We start from the raw sequence: 16,838 nt of genomic DNA on the forward strand, positions 1-16,838 counted from the left end.
ACAATGTTTTTTAATTGGTCTGTTTGGGTAAACGGCCAATCTCACGCCACATAGCTAATTCCTGAGCAAAGCGATTATCAATAACCTCGCAATGCTCTGCAATACGCATCATGGGCTTGTTGTTAAGATTATATTCTGGCCACTCAGGCAACGCATCGCCGTGTGGTTTTCCCGTTTTAGCAAAGCCCGTCCAGTAGGATGCCATTTTATGCGAAGCCTCAAAGCGTTCGGGACGTCCACCACCAAAGAAACTGGGCTGATCCTTTTCTCCCGCTTTTGGCGGAACCTCATTATTGAATTTAAATGAAATATCCATCGCGTGCGGTGTTCCCATCGGATAATCGGTTCCGGGGATCGTACGCTCAGATTTGTACCCGAAATTATACAAATATACCGGAGCACTTTGTTGATCTAGCTTTGCCTCTGCAATTTCTACAGACCCAAGCCCCATCATCGTAATTGAAGATACCGCTATGAATATATCTGCTGCACTCGCCTGAGGGCGAGCTTGCCGATAGGTTGATATGATTTTTTGAGTATCATTACCAAACTGCGGAGTTAAGCGCTTCTCAAGCCCTTTAAAATCAAGATTTGCAAATTCAGTATCTCTTCGTTCCCACGCAAAAAAGGTATACTCATCTTCATTCCACCCTACCATTAAAGGTTTGTCTTTTGAAATGGCTGGCGCAACAGGATCAAAAGGATGCTGAGACATCACCACACCGTCTATTACAGGTCCTACTCCACCCACCTGAGTTTTTGCTAAACTAGATGCAGTTGTTCTTTCTTGAAATGGTGGAACAAACGGAAGCTGAGACTGAACTTTCAATATTTCAGCGGCTGGTATGTCAAGTAACTTTCTCCAGTTTGATTTTGTAAGTCCAAACTGTCGGAGAATCATCTCAGTATTTTGTTCAGCCATTTCTTTGGTAAGCATTCGAACGCCCGGACCACTTTCTATAGATGCTTTATTAAAATAGGGCGCAGCAGCCGGCATCGTATAGAGACAAGAGGTTTTAGCTCCTCCACCAGATTCCCCAAAAATCATAACATTTTCAGGATCTCCACCAAAGGATTCAATATTATTGTGCACCCATTTGAGCCCTTCAGTAATATCTAAAAGTCCCATATTACCCGAACCTGCATATTCTTCCCCGCCAATAGCATCTAGGTATAAAAAACCTAGAATTCCCAGTCTGTGATTTGTCTCGACAACCACCACATCAAAATTTCTGGCTAAATTAGCTCCATCTTGTCCCGCAGAACCTCCAGAACCTATTACGAAGCCACCGCCGTGGTTGTAAAACATAACAGTTCTTTTTTTATTGTCGTTGGCCGGTGTCCACACATTAAGAAATAAGCAATCTTCATCTGGCTGAGGCTCACCTCGTCGCGGTGCTTGAATAGCTGGAGCTCCTAAGGTCAATGCGTCCCGTATTCCAGTCCACGGTTTTAACTGAGCTGGCATTTTAAATCTATTTAAGCCAGAAACTGAGCCCGCATATGGAATTCCTTTAAAGGCATTAACCCCTTGAGACCTACTTCCTCTTATACTGCCATACTGGGTTTCTGCTGTAATATATTCTTCGGGACTATTTATTAAGCCCATTCCTCGAACCCAAAAGTTTCCAGATAATAAAAAAAGGCCTGCTGTAGCAGAAGTTGTTTTTAGAAATGATCTACGCGAATGCATAACTATTAGCTTTATTTTTCAGATTGATTTGCTTCTGTTGTTTTGTCCCTTTAAAAATAAGAGTATTTAATTTTAATGAATTGCACAGATCCCTATTTATACGCTTAGTTTCACAAAAAATTAGTGACGAACTATTAAATCTGCTTTGATATTTTAGAATTTTATTTTTCAACGTATTTTGTAAAAAATGAAATTAGTTTGAAAATCTTTCCCGGCATTAAAAAACACCAGGAAAGAAAAACAAACAAACACATCTTCTTCTCTTATTAATTTACCGATACTCTAAAAATTTGGATTTAATAAAGCCTCACTCGCCGGTAATGGAAATGTTGTATATATAGAATTGAAAGCCGCCGCAGGTGGTGCAAAACCTTCAGGAAAATAGTAGTCTTGTGGATTAGCTTTTACGCGCTGGCCGAAAGCGGTCATCACCTCCTGAGCCGTACCTGTACGTACCAAATCTAACCAGCGCTTATTTTCAAAGGCTAATTCTACGCGTCGCTCGTTCATAATAGCTTCACGCATTTGGTTCTGATTAAGACCACTTACCGGGTCAAGACCTGCTCTAGCTCTTACACGATTTATATAAGGTTCTGCTTCTCCGGGTCTTCCTTGCTCATTTATAGCTTCTGCAAGAAACAACAAGGCTTCAGAAAACCTATAAACGGGCCAATTTACTCCGGTTAACTGCGGCGTTGAATGCGGTTCCCAAAATTTGTCGATATAGGGGAAATAGGTACCTTCTAAAAGAATACTGTCAATCGAAGCTGACTTACGGGTATCACCATCCTCATAACTCCCGAGAAGATCTGGTGTTGGTATATTAAAGCCTTGAGTGTTGGCTGCCTGAGAATTAGTGACCCCGGTAATTGAGGCTACCTGCTCTCCGGTTAATGGCATCGGAAGCCACTCGTACTGAAAAGAACTTGCAAAACCATCTGTCCCTTCTAAATATTGAACTTCAAAAATAGACTCAATACTATTTTGGTTAGATAAATCAAAAACAGCTGCATAACTTCCTAACAAATCATATTCATTTGAAGCATCGATGATTTTTAATAAAGTTTCTGCATCATCCCAATTTTCTTGAACCATATAGACATTAGCTAACAGCATCTGTGCCGATCCTCTCGTAGCTCTACCGGCTTCCTGATTAGATTTAACCGGTAAAAGGTTTATCGCGTCATTCACATCGGCTAAAATCTGAGTATATACCTCACCGGGTGCAGAAAGTGGCAGCGCCGCATCTTCACGACCGGTAACCGGCACTAAGTGAAGCGGTATAGCGCCATAAAATTGTACTAACTCAAAATAACTAAGCGCTCTTAAAAACAATGCTTGCCCTTTAACATTGTCTTTTACAGCAGCAGCATCAAACTCGACATCATCAATCAATGCAAGAATTTGATTGGCTCGCGAAATGATTAGATAATTGGTCACATAATTGTTTTGGATGGTAGCATTACCGTCATTCACATAAAAATCGGCCAAGCTTTCTCCATCTTGTACTGCTCGATAATTTGAGTTGTATTTATAATACGTGTTATCTGAAGTAAGTTCACCCAGACCCCAAGCCCCTTGAAAATTGACGCCATTGGGCACTTCGTGTAGCGCCCGCAATGGCGCATAGGTAGCATTGATAGCTTGTTCAAAATCACTTTGAGTGTTGAAGAAAATTTCTTTACTCAAAGAGTCTTCCGGGGGCAGTTGCAGAAAATCTTCTTCGCAGGAAATCATTATGCCTGCGAAAAGAATTAGAAATATTTTAAATATGCTTTTCATGATATATTTTTTATAATGATAGATTAAATCCTACTGTAAACGTTCTAGGTACTGGATAGGAACCCCAGTCGTAACCTAAAGACAATGCACCGGCCTGTTGCCCTTGTGTTGTGGTACTAATTTCTGGGTTTGACCCTCTATATTTAGTAAAAACAAATGCCTGTTGAACAGAGGCATATACACGTGCACGCTGTAACAATCCATCTTCTTTTACAGGAAAATTGTATCCTACTGTTATGTTTTTGACGGTGAGATGACTTCCGTCTTCAATAAATCTAGAACTGAACCAATCACGCTCCATAAAAGTTGCGCTCGTAGTTTTCCCGTAACGACCACTTCCCGGATTCTCTGGAGACCTCCAACGGTCCTGTACATCTCTGAGTACATTAAAAACACCATCAAGATTTGTAAGACCTTGATCTGTGGTAACTGCGATGTCATTACCTACTGATCCTGAAATAACCACACTTGCATCCCAATTCTTGTATTTAAAGTCATTAGTAATACCAAAAATGTAATCAGGAAACGGATTACCAATTACCGTGCGGTCATCATTTTCATTCCCGAATGTAATGACGCCGTCCCCGTTGACATCGGCAAATTTGATAGTACCTACTTCAGATTCTACCGCGCGTGGTGAGGAATCAAATTCTGCTTGATTATCATATACACCGTCGTGAATTAAACCCCAAAATTGTCCTAGAGGTTCACCTGCGCGTGTTATGCTGGTATAGTTTCCCCCTGGTGAGAAAATTCGATCTACTCCTTCTGCCAATGCCACCACTTTATTTCGGTTAAAGGCGATATTAAAGTTTGTATTCCACGTAAAATTATCATTGGCCACATTTCGACTTACGATAGCAAACTCATGACCCCAAAATTCAATTTCTCCAACGTTATCGTTAAAATTCGAAAAACCTGATTCTTGTGGTATAGCCACATTAAATAAAAGGTCTGTGGTATTTTTCTTGTAATAATCATAGATAAACTCAACTCTATTATTGAAGAATCTCAGGTCTAATCCAATGTCAAACTGTTTTGTACGTTCCCAACCTAAATTAGCATTACCTAAAGTAGTAACAGCAGCACCACTTGCTACAGTGTTCCCAAAAACAGCATTAATTGAATTATCGACCAATGCATATTGGGTATAGTTTCCTATGTTGTTATTACCGATGACACCATAACTTGCTCTTATTTTACCAAAACTTAAAAAATCTGCATTTTCTAGGAAAGATTCATCAGAAAACACCCATCCTGCAGAGACTGAAGGAAAGTTACCCCAGCGATTGTTTGAACCAAATCTAGACGAACCATCACGACGTAATGCCAATGTTACTAAGTATTTACCGTCATAGTCATAGTTCAATCTCGAGAAATAGGAAGATAAACTCCAGTGATTAATATTATTAAAAGAAGCTGTTCTATCGATATTAAGCGCCGATTGTATGGTGCGAATGCGATCGTCTGGAAAATTAGACAAATATAGCTGGGAGTTGTCTCCTTCATACTTTTGGTACGAAATTCCACCAAGTAATTCAAAGTTGTGGTTTCCAAAAGATTTATTATAAGTCGCTGTATTTTCATTCAACCAGCTTAAATATTTATTCTCACGGCGTATTGACGTAGCTATCACCGGGGGTAATGCGGTGAACGTCGTTGATGAAGTAGAAGGGCTATAGTTGAAAAAGGAAGAATTTCCAAAATCGCCATTAATAGAAGTTTTCAAAGTTAAACCTTCTATTGGACGGTATTCTAAAAACAAGTTTCCTAAAATACGAGTAGATTTTGTTTCATTGGTAATTTCTTTAGCTGCACGATACCAGTTGGGTGTTGGAAAAGCACTTACCCCTGGAATCCAAGCAGTGAGCGGAAGCGTTCCGTCTGGATTCTCAAAGGGTAATATTGGCCAGGTTTGCATTGCATTAGTAACCAAACCTCCGGGGATACCAGAATTTACATTAGTTGCATAAAATGCACCATCAGAACTTGGTAAGTTATCTATAGAGTAATTAGGAGCGACAGAAATGCCCAGATTTAAATTATCATTTAATTTAAAGGTAGAATTTGCACGAAGCGAGTATCTTTTAAAATTTGAATTAACCATCACCCCGTCCTGATTGAAGACTCCTGCAACGATCGCTACAGAGCTGCGTTCTGTACGGGAATTCCAATTGAGATTTAGACTCTGAATAGGAGCCGCCACAAACATTGCGTCATACCAGTCAAAACCTTCGCCGTATTGTTCCGGATTTTGAAATGGTTCTGGAACCGGCTGTCCTAAATCTTCAAAGGATTCTTTTCTAAATTGAGCAAACTCAGTACCGTTCATTAAATCTGGTCGTCCACGTTCGGGAACGATTTGTACTCCACCATAATAACTCAAGGATAACGATCCTCGCTCGGTTTTACCAGATTTTGTAGTTATTAAAACAACGCCATTTGCCGCGCGTGAACCATATAATGATGTTGAAGCAGCATCTTTAAGTACACTTATATTTTCAATTTCATCAGGATTAATAGAACTGATATCACCTACAATAGGAAACCCATCGACCACGTATAAAGGGTCACTTCCTGCTAAAATGGAAGCCTGACCTCTCACACGAACCTAGATTCCCTGTCCCGGTTTACCAGTGGTCTGATTGATTTGAACACCAACTAACCTCCCCTGAAGTTTTTGAGTAACCTGTGGTACCGGTATATCTGCCAATTCTTCGGTACTAATTTGCTGGACTGCACCAGTTACTTTTCTACTACTTTGAGTACCATATCCCACTACCACGACTTCATCCAGTTGTTGATTGTCAACCGCTAGGCTCAAATTGATTTGAGAACGACCATTTATAGCAACAGATTGAGTGACAAAACCTACAGAAGAAAAAATTAATACGCCATCTGCTGCCGCATCAATAGTATAATTACCATCAAAGTCGGCGATGGCTCCTGTGCTGGTCCCCTTGACCAATACATTTACTCCTGGTAATGGCTGGCCATTTTCTGCATCTGTTATCGTCCCAGTAACCGTTATGGTCTCTTGAGCCTGAACATGAAGGGAACAGAAAAACAGCAGCAAAATAAAAATTGAGCTTAGTTTTCTTTTAGTTTTCATAATTCTTGTTTAGTTAAAAATGTAAATGTTGTAAAGACCACTCCTAGAAGTAAAAGATTTAGGACTTAGTCACATAAACAATGATACTACAACGTTGTAGCTTTACTGTCCTGTTGTGTACTGCTTGATAAAACAAACTATTTTTACAATTTTTTAAATACTGAAAATCAACAATTTAAACACCAAACAAACCTATAAATAGGTATTGAAAATGATCGAATTCGAAATGAAATGTGCTTGAAAAGCGCACATAATTTTACTTGAAAAAGTCAAATGCTTCAAAAAGACAAATTAAGTGTGATAATTACATTTTATTAAAAATTCAACAACAAAACACCTTTTAAATTGAAAAATTAATAGGTTTTAGATGTAAAATCGATAAGTTGAAAATGCTTCAAATTAAAGCTAAAAGCAGTTGCTTTTCTATGGTGCGCAAATAAACTTTAAATTTCCATTTCTACCATTTCTGCTCTGGCTCCAAAGCGTATTGGCAAAATACTTGTTCCTATGCCTTTAGAAACATACATTTTGGGGTCTAAATTTTATTAGCAACCATTTAAATTAACCCATTCTTTTTACAAAATGAAATAAGCTCAACCGAATTTTTACACCTGGCTTTTTTAAGAATATTCTTGCGGTGCGTATCTACGGTATGCCTACTAATAAACAGTAAATCTGCGATTTCTTTACTATTGAGTCCTTCAGTAATTCCCTTTATCACTTCAAATTGCCGGGCTGAAAAAAAGTTTTCATATTGATGCCCTACATATCTTTTGAAAGCCGCCTGATCTAAATAGTTGGCATCAAAATTCCATTCTACGCAATTGGAGGTATCCATATAAGAAATATCGGTCAACAGCGAAAAATTGCTTACCAGATGCCCGTCTTTATCTGCTTCAAATACTTTTGACTGCCGTAGAATTTTGATATACTCCCCATTCTTTTTTCGAATTCTGTAGGTCAATGAAAGGTGTGCGTCTTGAGAAAATTTATTTTCTATGGCATAACTCACAGAGGCTTGAATGAGTCGGGATACTATAGCTTTATCTTGTGGGTGAAAAAAACTATTGACGAGTTGTGAATTGAATTCATCTTGTGAATAGCCTAAGAACTCCGACACACCTTTTTGAAAACTAATGGACTTTGTTTGGAAATTATGAATATAAAGACATTGAGATGCTGATAGCGGGTAACTTTCTAGACCATCGAGTTTTTGAGGTATGGCTTCTAAATTTTTCAGCTTTTCAGCCTGCTGATTTAAAAACGTATCCATGTCATTTTTACTCATTAAACGCGTTCAATAAATTTTAAAACAAACTTTTTGTTTTCTAGAGGTGCTTCTATGAAGCTGTAATGTCCGCAATTCGGAATTACGTCAAAAAAATCAAAAATCTCCTCCTTAACCAATTGATTTAGATATTCCCTGTTTATTGCCGCATCTTCAAGCCCCATTAAATAACCTACATAGGTTGTGTTATTCTGCTGTAATAGTTCTAGCTGATCAGAGAATTTCATAGCGCCAAATTCTTCCAGCAATCGATCACGAAAAACAGGGTCGGTTTTTAAGAAAGCCTGAGTCAAATAACTTATCGAAGATTGATCTGTTGAAAGCTGAGAAAGATATTTTTCAGCAAGAATCCTATTTTCTTGGTGACGCTCAGACAATTTAAAATCGGGCATTTTTAGATAAGGAGATAACTTACTGGAGTATGAAACAGGAAGGGATGCCATTAGCAATAAACCATCTATCTGAAGAAGGTTCATCAATTCAATAGCCAGATTTCCTCCCATAGAATGCCCAACTATCACTAGTCGGTCGTATGAAAATTGATCGATGAATTGAACCAAACACTGTACAAAATTCTCATAATTATAATCTTCAGAATCTAGCTTAGGGCTTTCTCCGTGTCCTATAAAATCAGGCGCTACCACCCTCCATCCGGCGACACCTGCTAGCAATACTGAAAAATAATTGGAGTCTACAGAATTACCGTGAAGACACACCAATAGATTTTTAGATTGGTTGGAACACGTTTGAAATTGTAATTCTAATTTATGGTTCATAGTTAGGGCTCGAAAAATTTAGTAAAAACATGGCGTTTTGTATACTAGACATTGATTTACAAAACGCTTTCGGCTTTTATCTATGTCTGTGCTATAAGTCAAAACTTCTGCTAAACCAATTAACTTCCTGTAAAATACTTATTCTGAAAATAACTTTATAGACAAAGGATTTTTTTGCTCTAAAATTCTCAATATAAGGCATTCTAAAGACCTTTTCAAACAGTCTCTGGAAAGACAGTTTGTGAGCATCCTCGCTATTTACTTTGTTTTCTTTTGAAAAATAAGTCTTTGATGAAGAATTTGGATAGGTTTAAAGGACTAAACTGCTTGTTTTAAGGTAAATCAGATTTGTCTAGTTTTAAAATAAAAAAACCTGTTAGTTAAAAACTAACAGGTTTTTGATTACCACTTTCAAGTGGTTCGTCGGGGTGGCAGGATTCGAACCTGCGACCTCCTGCTCCCAAAGCAGGCGCGATGACCGGGCTACGCTACACCCCGAGGTGTTTTCTTAAAAAAGTTGCGGAGAGACAGGGATTCGAACCCTGGCGACGGTTACCCGTCGACAGATTAGCAATCTGCTCCATTACCACTCTGGCACCTCTCCTAAGAACGTTGGCGTCTCTCTCAAAACGCGGGTGCAAATATATATCTAAGTTTTCGATCAACCAAAGCTTTTTGAAGAATTTCTATAACTTTTTTTCAATCTTTTTTTAACTCCCTGAAAACAAGAATTTCACAAAACCCTATTCAGGATATTCAATTCGCAGATGATAGATATTATTCAGCTTTGACTTCAATACTTTTTTAATAATCTGTATTTCTTTGAAGGTAATCGTCGCGTTCAAGAATTGATTTTCCTCCATTTGCTTGTTGATGATCTTTTCTACAAAAGAATCGATCAACACAGAAGTTGGTGACTTCAAACTTTTACTAGCCGCCTCTACACTATCTGCCATCATCAGGATTGCAGTCTCCTTACTAAACGGCAAGGGCCCGGGATATCTAAAGTCATCAATATTTACATCCTCATCCTGCTCCTGCGCTTTTTTGTAGAAAAAATATACCGTGCTGGTCCCATGATGTGTTCTGATGAAATCTATAACCCGATCCGGTAGATTATTCTTACGCGCAATTTCAATCCCGTTAATCACGTGATCAATGATGATACGTGCACTTTCTCGAGGTGATAAGTCTTCGTGCGTGTTGATTCCTGTCGATTGATTTTCGGTAAAATCTGTAGGATTTACCATTTTGCCAATATCGTGATACAATGCCCCTACCCGAGTCAGCATCGCATTGGCTCCAATCTCATTTGCGGCAGCTTCTGCAAGGTTTGCTACATTCAAACTATGGTGAAAAGTTCCCGGTGCTTTATTGGCTAAGTTTTTCAGCAGCTTAGAATTGGTATCGGTAAGCTCTAACAGCGAAAGATCGCTCACAAGGCCAAAGATCTTCTCATACGCATAAATAAGCGGCTGAACGAATAATGTAGCAAGACCGGTAATGATAAACAAACTAAAGGTTTCCCATTCAAGGTTGTCTACAGTCCCTTCATGAATGATATGGAACGCAAAATACCCAATGATGTATATAAAAGTGATCTGCCCTACCGAAATAAATAAATTAGCCCGCTTATACAACTCTGAAACCGTTAAAATCGTCACGATCCCGGCGATCACTTGCAAAAACATATACTCTGAAGTATTAGGCACGATAAAACCCAACAGCAGAAGCGTGATCACGTGAGTAAACAGTCCCAATCGCGAATCAAAAAACGCCTTGATCACCAGCGGAAGTATACACAAAGGAACCACATATACATAATTGGCATCATACTTTACGATCAAGGTCGTAAACAACACCATTAAAATGATATTGAAGAAAATAAAAGTGACCATTGTATTGTTCTCAAAAACCTGCTCTCTATAGGTTTTGATAAAAAGCAAAAGCATTGTAAGTGCCACTGAAACCAGCAACACATAACCAAAAACAACCCAATTGTATTTGCTGGCCGTCCAGGATTGGGATTCATATTCGGCTTGAAGCGACTTTAAAATTTGGTAAGTACTCTGCTCAACGATCTCTCCTTTTGCGACAATTCGGCTTCCTTTGTTTACCACACCTTTTGTAGGAGCGATTTTACTCAATTCTGCATTGAGCTCTTTATTGGTGAGCTTTTCATCGTAGGTTACGTTAGGTTGCACCACATCATAAAACAGCTCTTTAAAACGATTGGCGGCTTGCACATAAGGTCCGTTCACAAGACGCCTGTTGATAAGCGCGCTGATCTCATCGGTCGTATTCAGGTTTTCTATAGAAGTTTCTTCGATTTCATTACCGCGACGTAAGTAAATCTTTCTTCCTTCCTGAAAAGCCACAAGATCGCTTATGACCCCGTATTTATAAATGTCATCAAGAATTTGGAGACCAAAATTCTTGAGTTCGTCCTGCCGGTTTCTAAAGATCGAATCGGTAAAAACCGAAGCAAACTGGTTTTCATAGGCTGCCTTAGCCTCATTGGCAATATCCTGATCATAATTAAAATAAGGAATAATCGAATTCTCAACATCGGCACGCTCCTGCTCTAGCTGGTCTTCGCTTTTCAGAATCGCAAAATCTACCGGCGCATACAAATTATCATATTGCCAAGGTTTATTCTGCTGAAAATCAAACTGAAACTTCCCGCTTTTCGGAAAGAGATAAACGATAAGAATGGTACTTGCAATACATAACAACACCTTATATATTGCACCTTGATTTTTATAAAACCGGTTTAAAATACTACTCATAAAACACGTGTGAGGCTCCTAATGTCAAGGCTTAACTTCAATAAGACCAACCTGAATTTTTCAAGTTTATTCAATTCCTTGAGCATGCACTTAAAAGTAAAAGTACTAAAATTAAACGGGAAGCTTAAGGTGTTAAGTATTGACTAAAAGATAACGTTTTCGTTTGGTATTCCTTACTTTTGAGTTCTATCAAAAAACACACAAATAAGATGCAAAAAGATATAGTTATCGTTTCCGCCGTGCGTACTCCAATAGGTAGTTTTTTAGGAAGTTTATCTTCACTTACCGCTGTTGATCTGGGAGTTGCTGCGATCAAAGGAGCTTTAGATAAAATTGATTTAGACCCGACTTTAGTCAATGAAATTTTTATGGGAAATGTGGTACAAGCCGGGGTTGGTCAAGCGCCTGCGCGACAAGCAGCACTTGGTGCCGGTATTCCAAAAAATGTTCCGTGTACCACCGTAAATAAGGTTTGTGCTTCAGGAATGAAAGCGGTAATGTTTGCTGCGCAATCTATCGCTCTTGGAGATAATGAGGTCGTTGTTGCCGGCGGAATGGAAAGTATGAGCCAAATTCCACATTACGTACATATGCGTAACGGGCAAAAATTTGGTCCGACGACTTTGGTAGACGGTATGCAAAAAGACGGACTCGTCGATGCCTACGATGGTAATGCGATGGGTGTTTGTGCAGATGCTTGTGCTCAAGAATATAATTTTTCTCGTGAAGACCAAGATGCATTTGCTATTGAAAGCTATAAACGTTCAGCTGCTGCCTGGGAAAGCGGAAAGTTTACTGATGAAGTTGTTCCTGTGGAAGTGCCACAGCGTCGTGGAGAACCTGTTCTAATCAAAGAAGACGAAGAATTTAAGAATATTCGTATGGACAAGATAAGCAGCCTAAGACCGGCATTTTCAAAAGATGGTACGGTGACCGCTGCAAATGCCTCTACGATTAATGATGGTGCCGGTGCTGTCATTTTAATGACTAAAGAAAAAGCTGAAGAACTTAATCTAGAAGTTTTATGCACCATCAAAAGTTATGCTGATGCTGCTACAGATCCTGAGTGGTTCACTACCGCTCCCTCAAAAGCTTTGCCTAAAGCCTTGGCAAAAGCGGGCGTAGGTCAAGGTGAGATTGATTATTTTGAGTTTAACGAAGCCTTTTCTGTTGTTGGTTTAGCCAATATGAAGATCTTAGGTTTATCTGCAGATAAAGTAAATGTAAATGGCGGTGCCGTATCTCTTGGGCATCCTTTGGGATGTAGTGGTGTGCGTATTCTCATCACGCTCATAAACGTTTTAAAACAGAATAATGCCAAGTTGGGTGCTGCTGCGATTTGTAATGGTGGCGGTGGCGCTTCGGCAATGGTGATTTCCAGATAAAATTGTATTGAAACTGAAGTTATACACGTCTTGTTAATAATCATTTTGGTGGGAAAAAATCATTTGAATTACTTTTACAAAAATTTCAAAACCGCCTGATGAATTACGGCATTTGCCCATTAAGTATTGTACCTATGCGTTTAGAGCCTGCAGATGCGGCCGAAATGATCAACCAAGTACTTTATGGTGAGCATTTTAAAGTGCTTGAAATCCGTAAGAAATGGAGTCGCATCCGTCTTGCACATGATAAATATGAGGGGTGGATTGACAACAAGCAATATAAAGAAATTACGGTTGAAGATTATGATGCTGCCCAAGAGCGCACTCCTATTCTCGCCAGTGATCTCTTGCAGATGGCTACTTCTTCAGACGAGCACGTGCTCAGCATTCCATTAGGAGCGCAATTGGCAAATTTGTCATTAACTGGTGATCATTACGAAGGTAATTCTGTTGCAGAAAAACGAGAGAAAGCCACATTCATTAACACCGCATTACTGTATTTGAAAAGTCCGTATTTGTGGGGTGGTCGTACACCTTTCGGTTTAGATTGTAGTGGCTTTACGCAAATGGTATATAGACTTAACGGACATTCCTTATTTAGAGACGCTTCCCAGCAAGCGACTCAAGGGGAAGCTTTAAGCTTTATTGAAGAAAGTGAACCTGGCGATCTGGCCTTTTTTGATAATGACGAAGGTGCTATCGTACACGTGGGAATAATGCTTCAAGACAATTATATTATACATTGCCATGGTGAGGTGCGTATTGATCGTATAGATCACACGGGTATTTATAATGCAGAACGTCGCACACACACCCATAAACTAAGAGTTATAAAAAGAATTCTTTAATTCACGCGCTAAAGAGATTAATCCCTTTAGCGACGCCAATAAAAAAAGCGAGAAATAAATTTCTCGCTTTTTTTATTACGGTGTTCTGTAATTAATCGTTGTTCTGATACTTCGCCTTTTTAGAACCGGCATAAATATCATATTTCACTAGACGTGATTCTAACGAACCATTATAAAGCTTTATTTTTCGGCTGGTGCGTAAGCCTACGTGCTTTAAAGATTCGAGGTTTGAAGTGATGAACCAAGCTTCGGTATCTTTATAATTTTGCTTCAGCGTATCTCCTATATTTTTATAAAAAGCTTCCATTTCTACCGGAATTCTTTCGCCGTACGGCGGATTAAAAACCATATGCAAATGACGCTCGCGTTCTTTTTCAGTCTTAAAAAAGTCGGCTTGCTTTATAGAAATAAACTCGCTCAATTCGGCATTTTTAATATTCTCTTTGGCTTTATCGATTACTGAAGGATCTAGATCATAGCCTTGAATGGTAAAATGGAACTCCCGTATTTTCTTCAACGCTGCAGCTTCGATCACGTCAAAAAGATCTGGATCCCAATCGTGCCAATTTTCAAAACCAAACTGCTTTCGGTTCAAATTAGGCGGAATATTGCAGGCGATCATCGCAGCTTCAATAAGCATTGTCCCACTACCGCACATTGGGTCAAGAAAATCACTGTACCCCTTCCACCCGGCAAGCATTAAACAGCCCGCGGCCAAAACTTCATTTATAGGGGCAATATTGGTGCTTAAACGATATCCTCGCTGATGTAACGAAACGCCACTGCTATCAAGCGAAATCGTACATCTGTTGTGGCGTATATGAATGTCAATGCTCAAATCGGGGAATTTCAGATCTACATCCGGTCGATCGCCCGTAGCCTCTCTAAACTGATCTACAACCGCGTCCTTGGCTTTTTGAGCAACAAACAAAGAATGTGTAAACTGTTCACCACTTATGGTGGCATTGATAGCAAAGGTGTCATTAACACGCATATATTGGCTCCAATCGATACTCTTCACCGCAGCATAAAGTGCATTTTCATCTTTGACTACAAAAGAGCGCAGCGGCTTTAAAATTTTTATGGCAGTACGGCAGCATAAATTGGCCTTGTACATAAAACCTGTATCACCAGAAAAACCAACACTTCGTGTTCCTATTTCTATATCTCCTGCTCCTAATTCCCGTAATTCTCGTGCTAGTAAATCTTCAAAACCAAATAAGGTTTTTGCCAGCATTTTAAAGTTCCCTTCCATCGTTAAAATTTTGATTGCAAAAATAGGTTAATTTTGTCGGCTTGTTACGACTAAGAATTCCTAGCTAACGATTGTATGATTTTTATTTTACCTGTAGCCGCAGTTTTACTGGGTTTTGTTATTGCGCTACTTTTTAAACCCACTTTAGACACTTCTGTAAAATTGCTGTTGGCTTTTAGTGGAGCTTTTTTACTTTCTATTACGATTTTTGAATTTTTACCCGAGCTCTACTCTACTGGCAATGAGAATGTCGGCTTATTCATTATGGCGGGATTGCTGCTTCAAATCTTATTAGAATTTATTTCCAGAGGTGCAGAACACGGACATTTACACCTAGATAAAGCCCGAAAAAATATCCCGTGGTTATTACTCGTTAGTTTGTGTGTGCATTCAGCATTTGAAGGTTTTCCGTTGTCGCAAAATCAAGATCTTGTCTACGGAATCGTTGTGCATAAAATCCCAATTGCCATTATCATCAGCTCCTTCTTGTTGTCATCAAACATTAGCAAGCTTCAAATTGTGGCCTTTTTAAGCGTTTTTGCTTTGATGACTCCTTTAGGAAGTTATTTAGGTGCGTTAGATATTTGGTCTACAACTTTAAAAAGTAGTATAAATGCGATTGTCGTTGGCGTTTTATTACACGTATCTACCACTATACTTTTTGAATCCTCTAAAAATCACCAGTTCAATGCGACTAAATTTGGTGTTATTTTACTGGGAATAACGCTAGCCTATTTACTCTAATATGTTTAGCAGGGAAGAATCAAAAAAGATACGTGAAGATTTCTGGATTTTCTTTGGTAAACGCTATCAAAGAAAATGGCTGCTTTATGATACCAAAGTAAAAGAAATCAATTTGAAATTCAGTTTTGATAACTACAAAGCGATGGTTTCATTTGATATTGAAACCTATGATCAAGTATTCCGTGAATACTATTTTGAAAAGTTTGAAAGCTTAAAAAACTTACTTAAAGCAGAAGTTTCTGAAGATATTCTTTTTGAAAAGGAATATATACGCAGTAGCGGAAAAGTCATTTCACGTGTTTATGTTGAAAGACTAAACGTGAACATTCATAACAAAAAGCATTGGCCTGAAGTTTTTGAATTCTTCCACGACAATATGGAAAAATTTGAGCTCTTCTGGTGGGAATATCAAGACTTCATCACATCCTAGATCACATCGATCAAAATGAACAAAAAGTGACATATGCTTCCTGCAAGCACAAAAAAATGCCAAATCAAGTGATTGAAAGGTATTTTTCTGATAGCATAAAATATAATACCCACAGTGTAAAATGCACCACCTAACATCAATAAGTTTATTCCGGTATCAGTTGAGACTGCTACAAGATTATTCCAATCGAAAACGATCAACCATCCCATAAGTAGGTAAAGCAGGAGTGACAATACCTCAAACCTACCTGTAAAGAAAATCTTTAATATAGTACCTATTAAGGCTATACCCCAAACGGTCCAAAATATAATCCAGCCATTATTATCTTCAAGAGCGATTAATGCTACGGGTGTATAGGTACCTGCTATTAAAAAATAAATACTGATGTGATCTATTTTTCTAAGTATATGCCTCCAAGAAACATGACTCACAAGATGATAAAGCGTAGAGGCACTATAGAGTAACACTATAGAAAAACCGTAGAACAGAATGCTCAACGTACTATAATCTGATTTGAAGCTATCATAACTGAGTAAGACAAAAATACCACAGCAACCAAGCAAAACTCCAAGACCATGTGAAAGGGCATTCCAAAACTCTTCTTCTCTCCAATTGGTATTCATAGTTCACAAATTACAAATAGTACGAGTCTTTGTATAGACTTACGTCCAAAAAAAAAGTCTGCATCAGATATTGATGCAGACTTCTAAAACAAGGCGGCGACCTACTCTCCCAC

The 16,838-nt window shown here is 38.7% G+C and carries 13 protein-coding genes and 2 tRNA genes; 4 read left to right on the forward strand and 11 right to left on the reverse strand.

Annotation, left to right across the window (positions count from 1 at the left end; translation table 11 throughout):
- Positions 1-10: 10 nt before the first annotated feature.
- From WA338_RS13525 to WA338_RS13565, 9 genes are all read right to left on the reverse strand, one after another.
- Entirely contained in the window at positions 11-1,693 is a 1,683-nt protein-coding gene (locus WA338_RS13525; protein WP_009779707.1) for a carboxylesterase/lipase family protein, read from the reverse strand.
- Between the two features lie 282 nt (positions 1,694-1,975).
- A complete protein-coding gene (locus WA338_RS13530; RefSeq protein ID WP_040532632.1) occupies positions 1,976-3,475 on the reverse strand; it encodes a RagB/SusD family nutrient uptake outer membrane protein in 1,500 nt (499 codons plus the stop codon).
- 10 nt (positions 3,476-3,485) lie between these two features.
- The gene (locus WA338_RS13535; protein ID WP_009779705.1) at positions 3,486-6,080 is read right to left on the reverse strand and encodes a SusC/RagA family TonB-linked outer membrane protein; all 2,595 of its coding nucleotides are present in this window, start codon (positions 6,078-6,080) and stop codon (positions 3,486-3,488) included.
- A gap of 6 nt (positions 6,081-6,086) precedes the next feature.
- Positions 6,087-6,587, reverse strand: coding sequence for a carboxypeptidase-like regulatory domain-containing protein (locus WA338_RS13540; protein WP_009779704.1), 501 nt, complete (start codon positions 6,585-6,587; stop codon positions 6,087-6,089).
- A gap of 556 nt (positions 6,588-7,143) precedes the next feature.
- Positions 7,144-7,875, reverse strand: a complete 732-nt coding sequence (locus tag WA338_RS13545; RefSeq protein ID WP_009779703.1) for a LuxR C-terminal-related transcriptional regulator — start codon at positions 7,873-7,875, stop codon at positions 7,144-7,146.
- Positions 7,875-8,651, reverse strand: coding sequence for an alpha/beta fold hydrolase (locus WA338_RS13550; protein WP_009779702.1), 777 nt, complete (start codon positions 8,649-8,651; stop codon positions 7,875-7,877). The genes WA338_RS13545 and WA338_RS13550 overlap by 1 nt, the downstream gene beginning before the upstream one ends.
- Positions 8,652-9,074: 423 nt before the next feature.
- Positions 9,075-9,149: transfer RNA gene (locus tag WA338_RS13555), tRNA-Pro, on the reverse strand.
- A 22-nt stretch (positions 9,150-9,171) separates the two neighbouring features.
- Positions 9,172-9,255 (reverse strand) — tRNA-Ser (locus tag WA338_RS13560).
- Between the two features lie 139 nt (positions 9,256-9,394).
- Entirely contained in the window at positions 9,395-11,440 is a 2,046-nt protein-coding gene (locus tag WA338_RS13565; RefSeq protein ID WP_009779701.1) for an HD family phosphohydrolase, read from the reverse strand.
- Positions 11,441-11,649: 209 nt separating this feature from the next.
- Here WA338_RS13565 and WA338_RS13570 point away from each other — a divergent pair, with 209 nt between their 5' ends.
- Positions 11,650-12,825, forward strand: a complete 1,176-nt coding sequence (locus tag WA338_RS13570) for an acetyl-CoA C-acyltransferase (protein WP_009779700.1) — start codon at positions 11,650-11,652, stop codon at positions 12,823-12,825.
- Positions 12,826-12,923: 98 nt separating this feature from the next.
- On the forward strand, positions 12,924-13,673 hold the full coding sequence (locus WA338_RS13575) for a C40 family peptidase (protein WP_040532631.1): 750 nt from the start codon (positions 12,924-12,926) through the stop codon (positions 13,671-13,673).
- A gap of 91 nt (positions 13,674-13,764) precedes the next feature.
- Here the strand turns inward: WA338_RS13575 and WA338_RS13580 are convergent, their stop codons facing one another.
- A complete protein-coding gene (locus WA338_RS13580) occupies positions 13,765-14,928 on the reverse strand; it encodes a THUMP domain-containing class I SAM-dependent RNA methyltransferase (protein ID WP_009779698.1) in 1,164 nt (387 codons plus the stop codon).
- A gap of 75 nt (positions 14,929-15,003) precedes the next feature.
- Here WA338_RS13580 and WA338_RS13585 point away from each other — a divergent pair, with 75 nt between their 5' ends.
- Together WA338_RS13585 and WA338_RS13590 are read left to right on the forward strand one after the other, a co-directional pair.
- Positions 15,004-15,672: a ZIP family metal transporter gene (locus WA338_RS13585; RefSeq protein WP_272986698.1), complete on the forward strand. Its 669-nt coding sequence runs from the start codon at positions 15,004-15,006 to the stop codon at positions 15,670-15,672.
- Position 15,673: 1 nt separating this feature from the next.
- Positions 15,674-16,102, forward strand: a complete 429-nt coding sequence (locus WA338_RS13590) for a DUF4268 domain-containing protein (protein WP_272986700.1) — start codon at positions 15,674-15,676, stop codon at positions 16,100-16,102.
- Here WA338_RS13590 and trhA read toward each other — a convergent pair.
- Entirely contained in the window at positions 16,099-16,725 is a 627-nt protein-coding gene (trhA, locus tag WA338_RS13595; RefSeq protein ID WP_272986701.1) for a PAQR family membrane homeostasis protein TrhA, read from the reverse strand. The two genes, WA338_RS13590 and trhA, sit on opposite strands and share 4 nt — an antisense overlap.
- Positions 16,726-16,838 lie beyond the last annotated feature (113 nt).

Source organism: Leeuwenhoekiella sp. CH_XMU1409-2 (assembly GCF_037029365.1).
In the GTDB taxonomy this organism is placed as follows: Bacteria; Bacteroidota; Bacteroidia; order Flavobacteriales; family Flavobacteriaceae; genus Leeuwenhoekiella; species Leeuwenhoekiella blandensis.